The organism is Nocardia sp. NPDC004711 (genome assembly GCF_053601595.1).
On sequence record NZ_JBSGCB010000034.1, the window covers coordinates 93320 to 109815 of the forward strand.

At 69.3% G+C, this 16496-nt stretch carries 18 protein-coding genes; 10 read left to right on the plus strand and 8 right to left on the minus strand.

The features are described from left to right. The first annotated feature begins 23 nt into the window (after nt 1-23). Complete coding sequence (locus ACWEKS_RS30875; RefSeq protein ID WP_379394214.1) at nt 24-959, plus strand: cation diffusion facilitator family transporter; 936 nt, start codon at nt 24-26, stop codon at nt 957-959. Nucleotides 960-1065: 106 nt separating this feature from the next. Here the strand turns inward: ACWEKS_RS30875 and ACWEKS_RS30880 are convergent, their stop codons facing one another. The 3 genes from ACWEKS_RS30880 to ACWEKS_RS30890 are packed head-to-tail and all read right to left on the minus strand — an operon-like array spanning nt 1066 to nt 3592. Then, nucleotides 1066-1467 carry a DUF3052 domain-containing protein gene (locus tag ACWEKS_RS30880; RefSeq protein ID WP_354833914.1) on the minus strand — a complete coding sequence of 134 codons (402 nt, stop codon included), beginning with the start codon at nt 1465-1467 and terminating at the stop codon, nt 1066-1068. A 17-nt stretch (nt 1468-1484) separates the two neighbouring features. After that, nucleotides 1485-2966 (minus strand): phytoene desaturase family protein, encoded by a 1482-nt coding sequence (locus ACWEKS_RS30885; protein ID WP_452343331.1) that lies wholly within the window; start codon nt 2964-2966, stop codon nt 1485-1487. A gap of 47 nt (nt 2967-3013) precedes the next feature. Then, on the minus strand, nt 3014-3592 hold the full coding sequence (locus ACWEKS_RS30890; protein WP_452343332.1) for a TetR/AcrR family transcriptional regulator: 579 nt from the start codon (nt 3590-3592) through the stop codon (nt 3014-3016). 90 nt (nt 3593-3682) lie between these two features. Here ACWEKS_RS30890 and ACWEKS_RS30895 point away from each other — a divergent pair, with 90 nt between their 5' ends. After that, complete coding sequence (locus ACWEKS_RS30895; protein ID WP_452343333.1) at nt 3683-4105, plus strand: DUF4267 domain-containing protein; 423 nt, start codon at nt 3683-3685, stop codon at nt 4103-4105. 75 nt (nt 4106-4180) lie between these two features. Then, nucleotides 4181-4399, plus strand: coding sequence for a DUF4287 domain-containing protein (locus ACWEKS_RS30900; RefSeq protein WP_452343334.1), 219 nt, complete (start codon nt 4181-4183; stop codon nt 4397-4399). A gap of 748 nt (nt 4400-5147) precedes the next feature. On the opposite strand, the gene ACWEKS_RS30905 is transcribed toward ACWEKS_RS30900, so the two are convergent. The 3 genes from ACWEKS_RS30905 to rfbD are packed head-to-tail and all read right to left on the minus strand — an operon-like array spanning nt 5148 to nt 8109. Continuing rightward, the gene (locus ACWEKS_RS30905; protein ID WP_354833902.1) at nt 5148-6239 is read right to left on the minus strand and encodes a mannose-1-phosphate guanylyltransferase; all 1092 of its coding nucleotides are present in this window, start codon (nt 6237-6239) and stop codon (nt 5148-5150) included. A 44-nt stretch (nt 6240-6283) separates the two neighbouring features. After that, the gene (locus ACWEKS_RS30910) at nt 6284-7204 is read right to left on the minus strand and encodes a glycosyltransferase family 2 protein (protein WP_452343335.1); all 921 of its coding nucleotides are present in this window, start codon (nt 7202-7204) and stop codon (nt 6284-6286) included. Beyond that, nucleotides 7201-8109: a dTDP-4-dehydrorhamnose reductase gene (gene rfbD / locus ACWEKS_RS30915; RefSeq protein WP_452343336.1), complete on the minus strand. Its 909-nt coding sequence runs from the start codon at nt 8107-8109 to the stop codon at nt 7201-7203. The genes ACWEKS_RS30910 and rfbD overlap by 4 nt, the downstream gene beginning before the upstream one ends. A gap of 156 nt (nt 8110-8265) precedes the next feature. On the opposite strand from rfbD, the gene ACWEKS_RS30920 reads away from it, so the two are divergent. From ACWEKS_RS30920 to ACWEKS_RS30930, 3 genes are all read left to right on the plus strand, one after another. After that, nucleotides 8266-9771 carry an LCP family protein gene (locus ACWEKS_RS30920; protein ID WP_452343337.1) on the plus strand — a complete coding sequence of 502 codons (1506 nt, stop codon included), beginning with the start codon at nt 8266-8268 and terminating at the stop codon, nt 9769-9771. Next, entirely contained in the window at nt 9759-10475 is a 717-nt protein-coding gene (locus ACWEKS_RS30925; RefSeq protein ID WP_452343338.1) for a TIGR03089 family protein, read from the plus strand. The genes ACWEKS_RS30920 and ACWEKS_RS30925 overlap by 13 nt, the downstream gene beginning before the upstream one ends. Nucleotides 10476-10599: 124 nt before the next feature. Then, nucleotides 10600-11895 (plus strand): cytochrome P450, encoded by a 1296-nt coding sequence (locus ACWEKS_RS30930; RefSeq protein ID WP_452343353.1) that lies wholly within the window; start codon nt 10600-10602, stop codon nt 11893-11895. A 33-nt stretch (nt 11896-11928) separates the two neighbouring features. On the opposite strand, the gene ACWEKS_RS30935 is transcribed toward ACWEKS_RS30930, so the two are convergent. Beyond that, complete coding sequence (locus ACWEKS_RS30935; protein ID WP_452343339.1) at nt 11929-13488, minus strand: carboxylesterase/lipase family protein; 1560 nt, start codon at nt 13486-13488, stop codon at nt 11929-11931. A 111-nt stretch (nt 13489-13599) separates the two neighbouring features. On the opposite strand from ACWEKS_RS30935, the gene ACWEKS_RS30940 reads away from it, so the two are divergent. The 3 genes from ACWEKS_RS30940 (at nt 13600) to ACWEKS_RS30950 (ending at nt 15645) form a co-directional block, all read left to right on the plus strand. Further along, a complete protein-coding gene (locus ACWEKS_RS30940) occupies nt 13600-13821 on the plus strand; it encodes an FmdB family zinc ribbon protein (RefSeq protein ID WP_354833894.1) in 222 nt (73 codons plus the stop codon). Between the two features lie 117 nt (nt 13822-13938). Then, nucleotides 13939-14325 (plus strand): hypothetical protein, encoded by a 387-nt coding sequence (locus tag ACWEKS_RS30945; RefSeq protein WP_452343340.1) that lies wholly within the window; start codon nt 13939-13941, stop codon nt 14323-14325. Between the two features lie 159 nt (nt 14326-14484). Next, nucleotides 14485-15645 (plus strand): FAD-dependent monooxygenase, encoded by a 1161-nt coding sequence (locus ACWEKS_RS30950; protein ID WP_452343341.1) that lies wholly within the window; start codon nt 14485-14487, stop codon nt 15643-15645. Here the strand turns inward: ACWEKS_RS30950 and ACWEKS_RS30955 are convergent. After that, the gene (locus ACWEKS_RS30955) at nt 15642-15932 is read right to left on the minus strand and encodes a SelT/SelW/SelH family protein (RefSeq protein WP_354833890.1); all 291 of its coding nucleotides are present in this window, start codon (nt 15930-15932) and stop codon (nt 15642-15644) included. The two genes, ACWEKS_RS30950 and ACWEKS_RS30955, sit on opposite strands and share 4 nt — an antisense overlap. 137 nt (nt 15933-16069) lie before the next feature. On the opposite strand from ACWEKS_RS30955, the gene ACWEKS_RS30960 reads away from it, so the two are divergent. Further along, the coding region (locus ACWEKS_RS30960; RefSeq protein WP_452343342.1) for an SWIM zinc finger family protein at nt 16070-16496 on the plus strand (427 nt) is incomplete at its 3' end.

The window sequence follows — 16496 nt, forward strand, 5'->3', positions numbered from 1 at the left end:
AGGATTCGGGAAGGGGCGGTTCATTGTCTGCGGGCGGCGGTAAGAAGGCCATCCTGGCGGCGCTGAGCGCGAACGCCGGCATCGCGGCGGCCAAATTCGTGGGCGCGGCGATCACCGGATCGGCGTCCATGCTGGCCGAGGCCGTGCACTCGGTGGCCGACACCTCCAACCAGGGGCTGCTGCTGCTCGGCCAGCGCCGCGCGGAACAGGAGGCCGACCAGCTGCACCCGTTCGGCTACGGGCGCAACCGGTACTTCTATTCGTTCGTGGTCGCGCTGGTCATCTTCGCGCTCGGCTCGCTGTACGCGATCTGGGAGGGCATCCACAAGATCCAGCATCCCGAGGAACTGTCCAATCCGATCGTCGCGATCGTCATCCTCGGCCTCGCCATCTGCCTGGAGGGCTTCAGCTTCATCACGGCCATGCGGGAATCCAAGCCGCTCAAGGGCAATTCGAGCTGGTGGCGGTTCATCCGCAACTCGCGCAATCCGGAGCTGCCGGTGGTGCTGCTGGAGGACTCGGGCGCGCTGATCGGCCTGATCTTCGCCTTCGCGGCCATCAGCCTGACCATGATCACCGGCGATCCGGTGTGGGACGGCGTGGGCACCCTGGCCATCGGCCTGCTGCTCGGCGTCATCGCCGTCATCCTCATCATCGAGATGCAGAGCCTGCTCATCGGCGAGGGCGCGACGCCCGAGGAGGACGCCGCGATCCGCACCGCACTGGTCGACGACCGGCGCATCGACCGGGTCATCCACCTGCGCACCCAGTATCTGGGTCCGGAGGAAATGCTGGTGGCCGCAAAGGTTTCCATCGTGCCCGGCCTGACGATCGCCGATATCGCCACCGCGATCGACGACGCCGAGGCGCGGGTGCGCGCCGAGGTCCCGGCCGCCCGGGTCATCTACCTGGAGCCGGATCTATACCGGACGCACTCCCCCGCCTCCCCGAGCCTTTAGCGGACGGCTCAGGTGCCGTTGACAGTTGGGAACCCGTGCCGGCGGTTGGCGGCCCAATCGATTTCGGAGGTACCCGACGAGTTACCCCCACGAAATCAGTTGTCACTTATCGGTCGGCCAGGCGGATGACGAATCGCAAGCCCGACCAGGTGTCGTCGATGGCGGCGACCTTGTTGTCGACCAGCCCCTGAGCCAAACCGTATTCCCGAGCGGCGTTCTCACCGAGATCGGTGGGCACGCCGCTCGCCTTCTTGGGCCAGGCCAGCCACAGGCCGCCGTCGACCGCCAGCCGCTGCCGCCACCCGGGGAACCGCCGCGTCAGGGTGGCCCGGTCCGGACAGAACCCGAGGATCACGTCGTAGGGCCCGGCGGCCGCCCGGCGATGCACCTCGACCCCGCCGGGCAGTTCACCCAGCTCGAAACCCGCCGGCGCACCGGCCAGCAGTACCCGGCTCTCGGCCTTGATGCCGAGCTTGCGCGGCAGGGGCGTGCCCGAATATCCGGCCATGCCCCGGAGCGTAGCAATCAGATGCGCCAGTGGTCGGTGAGTAGTTCGAGAGGGTCGGTGCGGACGTCGAATTCGGTGCGCAGGGCGTGGCGAGCGGCGAAGTAGCCGTTCATGCCGTGCACGCCCGGGCCGGGCGGGGTGGCCGCGGAGCACAGGTAGACCCCGGGCAGCGGGGTCGCGTACGGATTCCAGCGGGGCGCGGGGCGGAAGACGGTCTGGCGCAAGGTCATCGCGCCCGCCGAGATGTCGCCGCCGATGTAGTTCGGGTTGTGGGCGGGCATGGTGGCGGCCGTGCGGACATGGGTGCCGAGAACGAGGTCGCGGAAACCGGGGGCGAAGCGTTCGACCTGGGCGGTGACGGCCTCGGTGAGATCCTCGGCGGAACCGTTGGGGACGTGGGCGTAGGTGTAGAGGGTGTGCTTGCCCTCCGGGGCCCGGGTCGGATCGACGACGCCGGGCTGGATGGCCAGCACGTAGGGGCGGTCGGCGTGCCGCCCTGCGGCCACGGCCTTTTCGGCGGCGACGGCCTCGGCGCGGGTGCCGACCAGATGCAGAGTGCCGGCGCGATCACAGCCGGTGGCCTGCCACGGGACGGGTCCGGCGAGCGCGAAGTCCACCTTGCAGGCCGCACCGCCGTAGCGGAACCTCTTGAGCGCGAAGTTGTATCGGGCGGGCAGGGTCGCGATGCGCTGGAGTTCGGCGGGCGCGACATCCAGCAGCACGGCCCGGACCTCGTCGAATTCGTCGAGGGAATCCACGCGGTGGCCGGTGAAGATGCGGCCGCTATGGGTTTTCAGATCATCGGCGAGCGCGTCCACGATGGCCTGGCTGCCGCCGCGCGGGACCGGCCAGCCACTCACATGGGCGAGGGTGCCGAGCAGCATCGCGACGCCCGCGCCCGGCACGCCCCGCGGGGGCCGGATGGCATGCGCGGCCACGCCGGTCAGCAGGGCGGGCGCGATGTCCTCGCGAAAACGCATGTTCCACAACGGCGTCGACTGTTCGAGCAGCCGGCGGACGAAGCGCAGTTCGATGCCCGGATCCAGGTGCAGCAGACCGGCCGGGTCGATCGGCGGGTGCCGCAGGTCCGACATGGCCAGCCCGACCAGGTCCTCCCACTTGCGCACCAGCGGGCCGAACAGCCGCCGCCAGGAACCACCGTCGCGCCCCAGGCCGTCGGCGGTGCGGTCGAGATCGAGCCAGGCCAGACCGGCGTGCCCGCCGTCGAGCGGATGCGCGTAGGAAACCTGCGGAGTGAGCAGTTCGACGCCGTGCGTCTTCAGATCGAAGGCCCGGAAGACCGGGGACGCCACCGCCATGGGATGCGCGCCCGCGCACAGGTCGTGGTGAAAGCCCGGCAGGGTCAACTCGCCGGTGCGGCAGCCGCCGCCGATGTGGTCGGAGGCCTCGTACACCTCCACCTCGAGCCCGGCCCGGGCCAGGATCACCGCCGCCACCAGCCCGTTGGGCCCGGATCCGACCACCACCGCGTCAGCCATGAATTCAGGGTAGGCCGGACACGGCCGGTGATGGCGCAACCATGGGGTCAGTCACCGCGAACCCATTGCGCGACCAGGATTTCCAGCCGCTGGTCCCGGAAGCCGGGCCGCAGGCGGCCACTGCGATCCAGGGTGGCCAGCCCGTGCAGGCTGCTCCAGCCGACCTCGGTGAAGGTCTCGGGATCGTGCGGCGGGGCGAAGGGGGCGAAGGTCTGCAGCAGCTCGCCGAAGGCGTCCTTCAACGCCGGCGGCGCCTCGGGGCCGAACTTCAGGTCGGTGTGCAGCAGGAACATGGCGTCGTAGAGGGCGGCGCTGTCGCGGGCGAAGTCGAGGAAGCCCTGAGCGACCGCGCGCAACGCCTCTTCCGGGGTGGCGGCGGAGGCGCGCAGTTGCTTGACGACCGCGGCGAATTCGGTGCAGCCCGCCTCGGCGACAGCCGACACGATGGCGTCCTTCCCCGCGAAATGGCTGTACAGCACGGGCTGGCTGTATTCGATGCGCTCGGCGAGCTTGCGCACGGTGACCGCGTCCCAGCCGTCGGTCTCGGCGATCTCGCGGGCGGTGTCGACGATGCGCTGCCGGCGCTCGGCGCGCTCGCGTTCCTTACGGGTCTGGATGACGCTCATACGAAAACTCTAGCATCGCTAGACAAACTACCGACGAATGATTTAGCGTTGCTTCATCAGTTAGCACTGCTAGAACTTGGAGCACCGGACATGATCACCTCGCGCCTCACCTCCCGCATCGCCACCACCCTCGCCGTCGCCGGAGCCGGCTTCATCGCCTACATCGGCGTCCGCTACCTGGCCGACCCGCAGGCCATGGCGCCCACCTTCGGCATGCGGGTCTCCCCCACCGGCGAAGCCGCCGACTTCCTGAACGTCAAGGGCGTCCGCGATGCGGCCTGCGCGCTGCTCATCGTGGCCCTGCTCGCCGCCCGCCAGCGATACGCACTCGGCATCGTCATGCTGGTCATGGCCACCATCCCCACCGGCGACATGCTCACCATCCTGCGCCACGACGGCTCGACGGCCACGGCCTTCGGCGTCCACGGCGTGACCGCCGCCCTGGTCGCCGCCACCGGCCTGCTCCTGGTGAACGAGCGCACCGCCACGGCAGGCCGCGCCATCACCGAGTGACCCGCCTCACACCGCGATGAATTCGCTCGCGCGGCGCCGTCGATCCCTTCGACACCACAGCGCAAGGAGATGATCATGGCGACCACCAAGCCCCACGGCCCGGCCTCGTACTTCCCCTCCATCGAGGCCAAATACGGCCGCCCCGTGGACGAATGGTTCGCCACACTGACCGCCTCCGGCCGCACCGGCCACAAGGACCTGGTCAACTGGCTGAAGACCGAACACGAGCTGGGCCACGGCCACGCCACCGCCCTGGTCCAGTTCCACCTCAACCCCGGCAAGTGGGAGCGCTGACCCGCCCCCACCCGGGAAGGTCACGCACCTCGGCCACCAGCAGCGGGCCGAGCGACACCGCGGCGAAGGCGAATCCCCCCACCAGCGCCACCGGCGACGCACCGAAGCGGGCGGCCGGCGGCCCCACCATCAGCTGCCCGCCCGGGATCGCCGCATAGGACAGCAGATCGCCGTAAGCGTGACCCGCGAGAGCATGTCACGCGGAACATGCTGCTGCAGTGAGACTTCCGAAGCGATATCGAGCGCGGTGATCCCGACCCCCGCCAGGACGGCACACCCCAGCGGCATCGGCAGACCGGCCCCGAAACCCCCAGCACCGCGAGCGCCAACGCCACCGGCGTCATCGCGCTCGCTGCCAGCGAGATCGCGCGGATCACGAGAAATCGCCGATAGCCGGATGGAAGCCTGACGCGAGCGTCCGTCGAATTCACCTACGGAAGACTACTTTTCGCGAGAGCCCTTCCGCTGCAACGCCTGCGCGAGATCCAACGTGATGGTGAACGGGACGCTGACCTCGAGCCGGTCGTGATAGATGCCAGTGGGCTCGTACGTCTCGATGGCCGGATCAAGTTCGCAGACCTAGACCACGACGCGGTCGTCGCAGTTCTCCACGCGCCAGAGGTGTGGAATCCCGGCTTCGGCGTACAGCAGCGGCTTACGTTTACGGTCACCGCGAATGTCTGACTGCCGGAACCTGATCGGCCGTCCACCTCGGGAGGTGGACGGCCGGTCGAGGGGTTCGTGGCGGTCAGACGTCGGTGGAGAAGCGGATGCCGCCGTCGGGGATGTCGACGCCGGGCCAGATGCGGGCGCCGCGGAGGAGTTCGCAGCGGGCGCCGACGTTGGCGCCGTCGCCGATGACGGCGTCGCGGACCAGGGCGCGCGGGCCGATGCGGGCGCCGAAGCCGATGATCGAACGCTCCACGGTGGCACCGGCTTCCACGCGCGCGCCGTCGAAGAGGATCGCGCCGTCGAGACGTGCGCCCGCGCCGACCTCGGCGCCGCGGCCGACGACGGTGCCGCCGATGAGGAGGGCGCCGGGGGCGATACCCGCACCGGGGTGGACCAGGGATTCGCCGCGCTGACCCGGCAGGGCCGGGGACGGGGCGATGCCGCGGACCAGGTCGGCCGAACCACGGACGAAGTCCTCGGGGGTGCCCATGTCACGCCAGTAGGAGATGTCCACGTGGCCCTGGATGTGCGCGCCCTCGGCGAGCAGCGACGGGAAGGTCTCCCGCTCGACCGAGACCGGACGGCCGGCGGGGATCTTCTCGATGTACTCGCGGCGGAAGACGTAGCAGCCCGCGTTGATCTGATCGGTCGGCGGATCCTGGGTCTTCTCCAGGAACGCGGTGACCCGGCCGTTCTCGTCGGTGGGGACGCAGCCGAACGCGCGGGGGTCGCTCACCCGCACCAGGTGCAGGGTGACGTCCGCGCCGGAGGTGTGGTGGGTCTCGAGGACGCTGCCGAGGTCGGTGCCGCCGAGCACGTCGCCGTTGAACACCAGGACGGTGTCGGCGCGCAGCTTGGGCAGCACATTGCGGATGCCGCCGCCGGTGCCCAGCGGTTCGGTCTCGGTGACGTATTCGAGCTCGAGGCCGAGGTCGGAGCCGTCACCGAAGTGCTCCTCGAACACCTCCGCCTTGTAGGAGGTGCCGAGCACCACGTGGGTGATGCCGGCATCGGCGATGCGGGCCAGCAGATGCTGCAGGAACGGCAGTCCGGCCGTGGGCAGCATCGGCTTGGGGGCGGACAAGGTCAGCGGACGCAGGCGGGTGCCCTGGCCTCCGACCAGGATCACCGCGTCCGTCGACCCGGCGGTACTACCGCTGTTCGCCATCTTCTCCCCTGTTGTCAGGTTGTCAGGAACGCGCGCCCGTGATGTTAAACACTCTCATTTCGATCACGTTCGCGCAGTGCGGATCGAACCGCAAGCCGGCATCGGATCGCAAGTCCAGCCTTCAGCGCGATGCGAAGCGGAGCCTGCCACCAGTGCGGATGCCGGTCGGCCTGGAAACGATAGGCGCTGGCGTGGTGCGCGGGCAGCATGGCCTCCGGGTGACGACCCGCGGCATGCCCCTTGGCGTGCGTGACCTCCGCGGACGGCACGAAGACATTGTGCCAGCCGGCCTTGCCCATCCGATCACCGAAGTCGACGTCCTCCATGTACATGAAGTAGCGGGAGTCGAAACCGTCGATGGAGTCGAAGGCGGCCCGGCGCACCAGCAGGCACGAGCCCGACAGCCAGCCGACCGAACGCTCGGAGATCTCCTCGTTGTCCTGGCGGTAGCGCAGGGTCCACGGGTTCTTGGGCCAGATGCTGCCCAGGATGGCGTGACCGGCGCCGTCGGCGATGCCGGGCACCGAGCGCGCGGACGGGTAGGTGCTGCCGTCCGGCTCTAGCACCATCGGGCCCAGGGCCCCGGCGCGCGGCCAGCGGCGGGCCGCGGCCAGCAGCTCGTCGATGGAGTCGGTACCCCAGCGCACGTCCGGATTGGCGATGACGATGAATTCGATGTCCGGGTCGATCTCGGCGACCGCGCGGTTGATGGCGCCGCCGTAGCCGATATTGCCGCCGGTGCGCAACAGGCGTACATGGGCGTTGGCCTCGGCGGCCATTTCCGGGGTGCCGTCCACCGAGCCGTTGTCGGCCAGGATGACCTGCGGTTTCTCACCGGTGGCGGTGGCCAGTGTGCTGATGAAGTGTTCCAGGTGCTCGCCGGGCGAGTAGGTCACCGTGACGACGGCCAGCTGCGGTTTTTTCTCCGCGGCGGGGGGTTGTCCGACAGAATCCGAGGGGCTCACGGGGGCCCAGGATAGTCGGAGATGGCGGTCAGTGCGTCGTTCAGTGCCTGCTTCCAGTGACGCAGCGGCGACAGGCCCGCGGCGGCCCACGAATTGCCTGAAAGGACCGAATATGCCGGGCGCGGAGCGGGTCTCGGGAAATCCTCGGTGCCGCAGGGCAGTACGCGTTCCGGGTCCGCGCCGAGGCCGGCGAAGACGGCCCGGGCCAGATCGAACCAACTGGCCTGTCCGGCATTGGTGGCGTGCAGGATTCGGGGTGTAGTGGGATTGCCGGGCCGGCCCGCCAATTCCAGCAGGCCGGCCGCGAGATCGCGCGCATAGGTGGGCGACCCGATCTGATCGCGTACCACGGTGATGGTGTCGCGCTCGCCTTCCAGCCGCCGCATGGTGGCCACGAAGTCGGTGCCGGCGCCGGTGTAGACCCACGCGGTGCGCACGATGTCCGCCTCGGGCGCGAACTCCAGAACCGCTTGCTCCCCAGCCAGTTTCGACCGTCCGTAGACCGTGGCCGGTCCGGTCGGATCGTCCGGTTCATACGGGTGGGTGCCGGTGCCGGGGAAGACGTAGTCGGTGGAGACGTGGATCAGCCGCGCGCCGTTCTCGGCGCACACCCGCGCCAGCACGCCCGGCCCGGTGGCGTTCACCGCGAAGGCGGCGTCCACGTCGGTCTCGGCCCGGTCGACGGCGGTGTAGGCGGCGCAGTTGATCAGCACGTCACCGGGATTCACCAGCTTGCGCACGGCATCGGCGTCGGTGATGTCGAGATCGGTGTGGGCCACGCCACGCGCGCCGGGCACGAGCGTCATCACTGCGCGCCCGAGCTGACCGCGCGCCCCCGTCACCAGCAGTCGCGCGGAATCCGGGCGCGGTCGGCCGGTGGGCGGGCTCACGTCATGGGCGGTCACGGCTCTCAGTCTGGCACGGACCCCGCACGACTCACGGAGCCGGCGATACTGCAACATCACCGCTACCGCCACTAGCCTGACTGGCGGGGGCCTTCCCATCGACGCGACCTCGCTCGTCGGGGTCCGCTCGGCCGAAAACGCGAAAGGGAGATCGGGTTGCCGGACCGCACCTGGGCATCCGCGCCGCTATCGCCGCGCTCCGGCAGGGGATCGCGCGAGCTATGGGGCGGCGGTCCGGGCCGCGTGGTGGCCGCCGTGCTCTCGGTGCTGGTGCTGACGGTGACAGGATTGGGCTGGCACAGCGTGGATCAGCTGGTGGCGGGCATCGAGCGAATCGGCAATCTGGGACTCGGCGGCGACAAGGCCGACGGCGCGACCGACATCCTCATGGTCGGCATCGACTCCCGCACCGACGCCCACGGAAACTCGCTCACCGCCGACGAATTGGCCATGCTGCACGCCGGCGACGACGGCGAGGGCGGGCTCAACACCGACACCATCGTGCTCATCCGAGTGCCCAACGACGGCAGCTCGGCGACCGCCATCTCCATCCCCCGCGACTCCTACGTCGACATCCCCGGGCTGGGCCTGGGAAAGATCAACTCCGCCTACGGCATCACCAAGGCGACCACGGAGCAGAAGCTGATCGACAAGGGCACCGATCCGGCCGAGGCCGATCGTCAGTCGACGCAGGCCGGGCGGCAGGCGCTGGTCAAGACGGTGGCCAACCTCACCGGCATCACCGTCGACCACTACGCCGAGGTCGGGCTGCTGGGGTTCGTGCTGCTCACCGATGCCGTCGGCGGCGTCGAGGTGTGCCTGAACAATCCGGTGGACGAACCGCTTTCGGGCGCGGACTTCCCCGCCGGGGAGCAGAAGCTCGATGGCGCACACGCTTTGAGCTTCGTGCGCCAGCGCCACCAGCTGCCACGCGGCGACGTGGACCGGATCGTGCGCCAGCAGGTGTACATGGCGCAGCTCGTGCACCAGGTGCTCAGTGCCAAGACGCTCACCAGTCCCAGCCGGCTGAAGGATCTCAGCGATGCCGTCGGCCGCACCGTCGTGCTCGACGACGGCTGGGATGTGCTCGGCTTCCTGCACGAGCTGCAGGACCTGTCCGGCGGCCAGGTGAAGTTCGAGACCATCCCGGTCAAGGACCTCAACGGCTGGACCGAGAACGGCGAATCCGTGGTCCGGGTGGATCCGGCGGCGGTGCACAAGTACGTGGCCAAGGCGGTCGGCGACGCCCCGAGCGAGGGCGGGGTGGACCCGTTCACGGTGACCGTCGACGTCTACAACGCCTCGGGTACCGCCGGCCTGGCCGCGCAGGCGGCGCAGGCATTGGCGGCCAAGGGATTCCGCACCGGCACGGTGGACAACTGGATCGGCGGCCCGATCCAGAGCAGCCGGGTGCTGGCGGCCTCGAGCGGCGACGCCAAGGCGCGGGCGGTGGCGCAGGCGCTGGGCGGGCTGCCGGTGATGGCGGAGTCGGGACTGCCCGAGGGCGCGGTTCGCGTGGTGCTGGCGACTGACTACGCTGGTCCGGGTTCGGCGACCGGCAGCGCCACCTTCGACTTCTCCGGAAGCAGTACGACCGCGACGCCGGTGCCGCCCGCCCCACCCATCGACGCCGGTACGAACGGACCGAAATGCGTGAACTGAACGAGACCCTCACCGAAGCGGTACTCGACCCCATCCTCGCCCGCGACCCCGCGGGCCCGCGCATCACCTATTACGACGACGCCACCGGCGCGCGAATCGAGCTGTCCGCGCTGACGCTGGCCAACTGGGCGGCCAAGACCGCCAATATGATTCGCGACGAATTCGGGCTGTCCTCCGGCGCCCGGGTCGCGGTGCTGCTCCCGGCGCACTGGCAGACCGCGGCCGTGCTGCTGGGCTGCTGGTGGGCGGGTGTGGAGGTGGTGCTGCACGCCGATCCAGACGCTGAGCTGGCGCTGGTCACCGCCGACCGCATCGACGAGGCCGACGGGATCGCGGAGGTCGCCGCCCTCTCCTTGGATCCGATGGGCCTGCCAGTGCGCGATCTGCCGATCGGCGTCACCGACTACGCCACCTCGGTGCGCGTGCACGGCGACCAGTTCCATCCGCGTGGCATCGGCTGCGCGCTCGACGGCACCTCGGTCTCCGCCGTCCTCGACGAGGCCCGCAAATCCGCTGCCCGCCAGGGCTTCACCGCCGAGGACCGGGTGCTGTCGACCGCGTCCTGGGACACCCCGGCCGAACTCGTCGACGGGTTCGTGGCGGTGCTGGCCGCGGGGGCCTCGCTGGTCCAGGTCGCCAATCCCGACCCGGCCTCCCAGGAACGCCGCCTGGCGTCGGAGCGGGTGACCGCCCAGCGCCGCTGAGCACGCCTTTCCGAGTACGGCCCTCCTACCGCGGTAGGAGGGCCTTTTCCCTCTTCAGGATGTTTCTCGTCCGCGGCGATTTCCGTACGGTGGAGTCATCCGACGACGAGGGAGTCCCGCGATGATGAGTCCGCGATATTGGACCCGGTGGCTGGTCGAGCACGGCGCCCCGCGGTGGGCGCTGCGACTGCAGGCGCGGCAGGACAACCCGTTCGCGAAACTGATCACCACCTCGGACGCGCTGCACGACCCGTACCCGCAGATCGAGGAGATTCGCCGCCGCGGCCGCCTGGTGCACAACCCGTACACCTGGGCCACCGCCGACTACGAGCTGACCCGGGCCATCCTGCGTGACAATCGCTTCGGCGCATTCGGGCCCGATGGCGTGGATATGCCGGCGTGGCTGCGCGATCGGCTGAAGCGGGCGCAGACCCCGCCCAATCCGGTCGAACCGCCGTCGATGCTGATGATCGATCCGCCGGATCACACCCGCATCCGCAAGTCGGTCTCGGCGGCCTTCACCCCGCGCGCCGTCGGCCGGCTGCGCGATCGGGTGGAGTCGGTGACCGCCGAACTACTGGACGCGCTGCCGCCGAACGGCTCCGCCGATCTCATCGCGGACTTCGCCCAGCAGGTGCCGATCGCCATCATCACCGAGATGCTGGGCTTCCCGCAGACTTCCCGCGACGAGTTCCTCAGCTGGGGTGACGCGGCCAGCCCACTGCTGGACATCGGCATCTCCTGGCGGTCCTGGCGTGATGCCTACACGGCCATGGGTGTCATGGACAGTTATCTGAACGAGCACCTGGCCGAGCTGCGGCGCGCGCCCGGCGAGGACATTCTCTCCAGCCTGGTGACGGCCGGGGAACTGAACGAGCGCGAGCTCAAGGCGACCGCGAGCCTGCTGATGGGCGCGGGGTTCGAGACCACCGTCAACCTGATCGGCAACGGCGTCGTCCAATTGCTCTCGCATCCCGATCAATTGGCCATGCTGCGCGCGGACCCGGACCTGTGGCCGCAGGCCGTGGACGAGATCCTGCGCTTCGACCCGCCGGTCACCATGACCGCGCGAATCGCCCTGTGCGACGCCGAGGTCGGTGATTTCCGGCTCGCGGCGGGCACGGTGCTCGTGATGTCGCTGGCGGGCGCGAACCGGGATCCGAAGAAGTTCGAGGACCCCAACCGCTTCGACATCACCCGCGCCGATGCCCGCGAGCACCTGACGTTCTCCAGCGGCATCCACACCTGTCTGGGCGCGAGCCTGGCCCGGATGGAGGGCGCGTACGCGCTCCGCGCGCTGTTCGACAACTTCCCCGACCTCACCCTGGCGGGCATGCCCGAACGCCGGCGGCTCTACACCCTCCACGGCTACGCGCACATGCCCGCCCGGCTGGGGCGGCGCGCGACCGCCACCGTGTGACCGACTGCGGCCTACCGTGTGATCGATTGTGGCTCAGTAGAACCCGACCACGTCGTCGCCCCACACGGTATTGCGATCGCGGTCGGGGTCGTCGATGACGCGGTCCATATTGTCGATGACCAGGGTGGTGCGGGTCGCGGCGCTGTAGGGCGGCCAGTGCTTGGAGCCGTCGATGGCGGCGGGCACGCCGTATTCGGCGAAGGCCAGCCAACGGCGCATCATCCGGCCCGAAACCTCCTGTGCCGCTTTGCGTCCGCCCAGCCAGAAGGTGGGGTCGTAGTCGAAGGAGCCGAAATTGCCGAAGACATAGGGCAATTCGGTGGCATGGCCGGCGCCGACCCGGGCGGCCTTGAGCATCGGGGTGGCGTGGTCGAAGCGGTACATCCAGGTCGGCGAGTGCGCCGAATGCGCGTCGGCCACCCAGTGCGAGGGCATGCGGAAGGCGGCGTCGGTGGACATGGTGAGCGCGCCGCGCGGGGTGCTGGACTCGTAGGCGGAGGCGATCTCGGCCAGCCGCTCCGGTGACAGGCCGGGGTGTTCGGCGGCCACCCCGCGCAGCATGGCGTTCACCGCATCCGGGGTGACCGGCATGATGGGCGAGCGGAACAGCCGGAACAGCGAGGCCTCGTCCTTGTTGGTGCCGATGATCAGCGGCACCCGGTGCGAACGGCCCTGCTGGAAGCGCTCGCTCGGGTACGCGGGCAGCAGGTTGCCGTCCACCACGGGCGCGGCGGCCAGCCGGCCGGGTTCGCGCAGCGGCACCTCGTCGAGCAGGGCGCCGGCCGCGGTCACGATGCGTTCGATGGGCATGGTGAGCAGCTCGGCCGAATGGTCGGGGGTCAGCTCCAGCAGTTCCAGATAGCGCTTGGCCACCACGGCGGCGCGTTCGGGCCCGAAAACCGTGGTGGCGGGCGGGGATTGGGCGATGGCGCGGTGGAACAGGCCCGCCGACAGCGGTGAGGTGAGCAGCGCGGTGACGCAGCCCGCGCCGGAGGATTCGCCGAAGACGGTGACATTGCCCGGATCGCCGCCGAAGGCCGCGGCATTGTCGCGCACCCACTGCAGGGCGGCGATCTGGTCGTGCAGGCCCAGATTCGGGACGAATTCCTCACCGAGCGAGGACAGGTCGAGGAAGCCCAGTGCGCCGAGCCGGTAGTTGACCGCGACCACGATCACGTCACCGGTCTCGGCCAGCCGCCGCCCGTCGTAGATGGCCTGGGCGGCGGTGCCCAAGCAGAAGGCCCCGCCGTGCAGCCACACCAGGACCGGGCGGAGTTCGTCCGCGTCGGCGACCGGGGCCCAGAGATTGAGCCAGAGACAGTTCTCGCCCATGCGCAGGTTGGCGTCGACGGGCACGAAGCCCGGGGTCTGCGGGGCGACGTCCCCGACGCGCACGCATTCGCGGACGCCGGTCCAGGATTGCGGGGGCTGGGGCAATCGGAAGCGATTGGGCCCGGCCGTGCTGGCGCCGTAGGGAATGCCGCGCCACAACGCCACCGCACCGTCCAGCACCCCGGACACCTCGCCGTTCGCGGTCCGCGCAACCGGCGCGCCATCACGTTCCGACAGCCTGCCGAAGAATCGAGTGCTCACACCACACCTCCTCGTACTCCGTAAATCGAGGGTACTGGGTGGTCCCCGGTGCACCGCGGGATCGACGTCAGCGCGCCGCCGGTACGCCCGGGCGTCGTTTACGCTGGGCGGGTGCCGAGCTATGCGTATCGATGCCGCAGCTGCGGCGACACCTTCGAGCTGACCCGTCCCATGGCCGAGGCGTCCGCCCCTGCGACGTGCCCGGAGGGCCATGATGACACCGTCAAACTCCTGACCACCTTCGGGACCGTGACCCGCGGCGGCACCGCCCCCGCACCCGCGCCGGCCCCGTCGAGCGGTGGCGGCTGCTGTGGGGGCGGCTGCTGTAGCTGACCCGGCGGCCGGCGGGACGCGGCGGGCATTATAGATGGGCCAATGCGATGACTTCTGGAGTTCAGCGAAACCGCGTAGACTTCCAGCAGGTCGGGACAGCATTTCTGGAGCCCTATCATGACCGAGAGAAAGAGTTCACGCACAAGGTTCACCCGGTTGGCGGCTGCCGCCGGTATAGCCGTGCTCGCCGCGATTCCGGTCGCCGCAGCCGCGGCAAAAGCGCCTACCGCGCAAGCAACGACGCCAACGTCTGCAACCCAGCAAGTCGACAGCCCTGGTTGGGGCGGCGGCCACGGCTGGGGTGGCGGTGGCGGCTGGGGTGGCGGCCACGGCTGGGGAAATGGCCCCGGCTGGGGTGGCGGCCATGGCTGGGGTGGCGGTGGCGGCTGGGGTTGGGGTGGCGGCAACGGCTGGGGTGGTGGCAATGGCTGGGGTGGCGGTGGCGGCTGGGGATGGAATCCCGGCTGGTGGCTACCCGGCTGGGGTGGCTGGGGCAGCTTCTAGCGCCGGTGATCGAGCCCGGACACGCACAGCGTGCCGGGCTCGGTCGCATCGAGTACCACCCCTGTGAAGCCAGGTTCGACCAACTCGGCTGAAGCCGGTGACGAGATGAAGATCGTGTGTGTCGGTGGCGGGCCGGCCGGGTTGTACTTCGCTATTTCGATGAAGCGACGCGACCCGGCCCATGACATCACGGTGATCGACCGCGATCCCCCCGGGTCCACTTACGGCTGGGGCGTCGTGTATTGGGACGACCTGCTCGACATTCTGTATCGAAATGATCCCGACAGCGCCCAGGCGGTGCGTGCCGGGTCGGTCGTATGGCGTGAACAGGCAATCCATGTGTGCGACAACGAGACCGCGCATTTCGCGGGCTACGGCTTCAGCATGGGGCGCGCGGCCTTGCTCGACGTCCTTTCGCGACGGGCGAGGGACCTGGGCGTCGACGTCCAGCACGGGCGAGACGTGGATGATCTGACCGGCTTCGACGATGTCGATCTCATCGTCGCCTCCGACGGCGCGAACAGCCGGATACGACAGCTGGGTGATCATCGTTTCGGCACGTCGGTCACACTCGGCGAGAATCGATATATCTGGCTCGGTACGGACAAGGTCTTCACCCGATTCACCTTCGCCTTCGAACACACCTCGGCCGGTTGGATCTGGTTCCATGCCTACCCGTCGATTGCCGGAAGAATCAGCACCTGCATCATCGAATGCCAACCGCAGACTTGGCATGGACTGGGATTCGATTCCCTGGACAACCTGGAGAACGTGCGGGTTCTCGAGAACATATTCGGCCGCCCTCTCGACGGCCACTCGTTGATCAGCAAGACACGAGGCGAATTCGCAAGGTGGAGCCGCTTTCCCGAGGTGACCAACAAGATCTGGTATCACGGCAACGTGGTGCTGCTCGGCGATGCGGCGCACACGACGCACTTCACCATCGGCTCGGGCACCCGGTTGGCAATCGTCGACGCTGTCGTGCTCGCCCAGAACCTGTACGAGCATGCCGAGGTCGCCGACGCGCTGAAGAATTACGATGCGCAGCGGCGCGCGGCGCTGCGCCCGATACAGGCCGCCGCCCGTACCAGCATGGTCTGGTTCGAACACGCCGACCGGTACCTCGACCGCGGCGCCGTGCAGTTCGCCTATGCGATGTCGGTCCGGCACGGGCTGCAAATGCCGTGGCGGTATCAGCTGCACCTGCTCACACAGGTACCCACGGTGCGCAGGATCCGCCGTGCCATCGACTCCGGACAGCGGTGGCGGCGGGCTGCCCGACGAGGGGAACTCGCGATGGCACCCCGCTCGAGCCGCTAGCTCGCCGGTTCGGTGTCCTTCTTGTCCGCGTGGCCGAGCGAGCGGCCGGGCGCCACCCGGTCCCGGACGCGCTGCTTGAGGATGGCGATATCGGGAAAACCGCCGTCGGCCTTGCGTTCCCAGATCTGGTCACCGTCGACGGTGATGCGGAAGACGCCGCCCTCGCCGGGGATGAGGGCGACCTCGGACAGGTCGGTGGCGAACGTGGTGAGCAACTCCTGAGCCATCCAGCTCGCGCGGAGCAGCCAGCGACACTGCGTGCAGTATTCGATCGCGACGCGGGGCATGTCCGCGACCTTACCGGGCGGGCCCCGCGCGGCCGTTGGAGCGGGCCCGCTCGTGGTTGTCGGAGCGGGCCCGCTCATGGCTCGGATCTGTCGGTGCCCTCGGATACAACTTTGCTCAACCGAGGAAGGGGGGATGGATGACCACCGCTTGGACCGCCGATCATGTCGGATCGCTCGCACCGGACGCCGCATCGCTGACCGCCGCGCGCAAGCTCCGTGGCAAGTGGAGCGGCACCGGCATTCACGACACCGCGCTGTGGGGGCGGTGCCAGGGCAGCGGCAGCCGACCGTATCAGACCATCGTGGATCTGTCGGGGCCCGCGTACAAATGCACCTGCCCGAGTCGCAAGTTTCCGTGCAAACACGCACTGTCCCTTTTGTTGTCGTGGAGTGCGGGTGACGTGCCCGCCGCCGACACCGTGGCCGATTTCGCCGCCGACTGGCTGGCCGGCCGGGCCACCCGCGCCGAGCAGCAGGCCGCGCCCGAGGCCAAGCCCGCGCGCGGCGAGCGGAAGTCCGAGGGTGCTTCACGAGGAGATATCACGTGTTCGATCAGAAGATCAA

Excerpts from the sequence above, each read along its gene's own strand:
- ACWEKS_RS30930 (WP_452343353.1), top strand. The coding sequence starts at position 10,600 with ATGAGTCCGCGATATTGGACCCGGTGGCTGGTCGAGCACGGCGCCCCG.
- ACWEKS_RS30900 (WP_452343334.1), top strand. The coding sequence starts at position 4,181 with ATGGCGACCACCAAGCCCCACGGCCCGGCCTCGTACTTCCCCTCCATC.
- ACWEKS_RS30925 (WP_452343338.1), top strand. The coding sequence starts at position 9,759 with ATGCGTGAACTGAACGAGACCCTCACCGAAGCGGTACTCGACCCCATC.
- ACWEKS_RS30880 (WP_354833914.1), bottom strand. The coding sequence starts at position 1,467 with ATGGCCGGATATTCGGGCACGCCCCTGCCGCGCAAGCTCGGCATCAAG.
- ACWEKS_RS30905 (WP_354833902.1), bottom strand. The coding sequence starts at position 6,239 with ATGGCGAACAGCGGTAGTACCGCCGGGTCGACGGACGCGGTGATCCTG.
- ACWEKS_RS30955 (WP_354833890.1), bottom strand. The coding sequence starts at position 15,932 with ATGCCCCGCGTCGCGATCGAATACTGCACGCAGTGTCGCTGGCTGCTC.
- ACWEKS_RS30895 (WP_452343333.1), top strand. The coding sequence starts at position 3,683 with ATGATCACCTCGCGCCTCACCTCCCGCATCGCCACCACCCTCGCCGTC.
- ACWEKS_RS30950 (WP_452343341.1), top strand. The coding sequence starts at position 14,485 with ATGAAGCGACGCGACCCGGCCCATGACATCACGGTGATCGACCGCGAT.
- ACWEKS_RS30885 (WP_452343331.1), bottom strand. The coding sequence starts at position 2,966 with ATGGCTGACGCGGTGGTGGTCGGATCCGGGCCCAACGGGCTGGTGGCG.
- ACWEKS_RS30945 (WP_452343340.1), top strand. The coding sequence starts at position 13,939 with ATGACCGAGAGAAAGAGTTCACGCACAAGGTTCACCCGGTTGGCGGCT.
- ACWEKS_RS30890 (WP_452343332.1), bottom strand. The coding sequence starts at position 3,592 with ATGAGCGTCATCCAGACCCGTAAGGAACGCGAGCGCGCCGAGCGCCGG.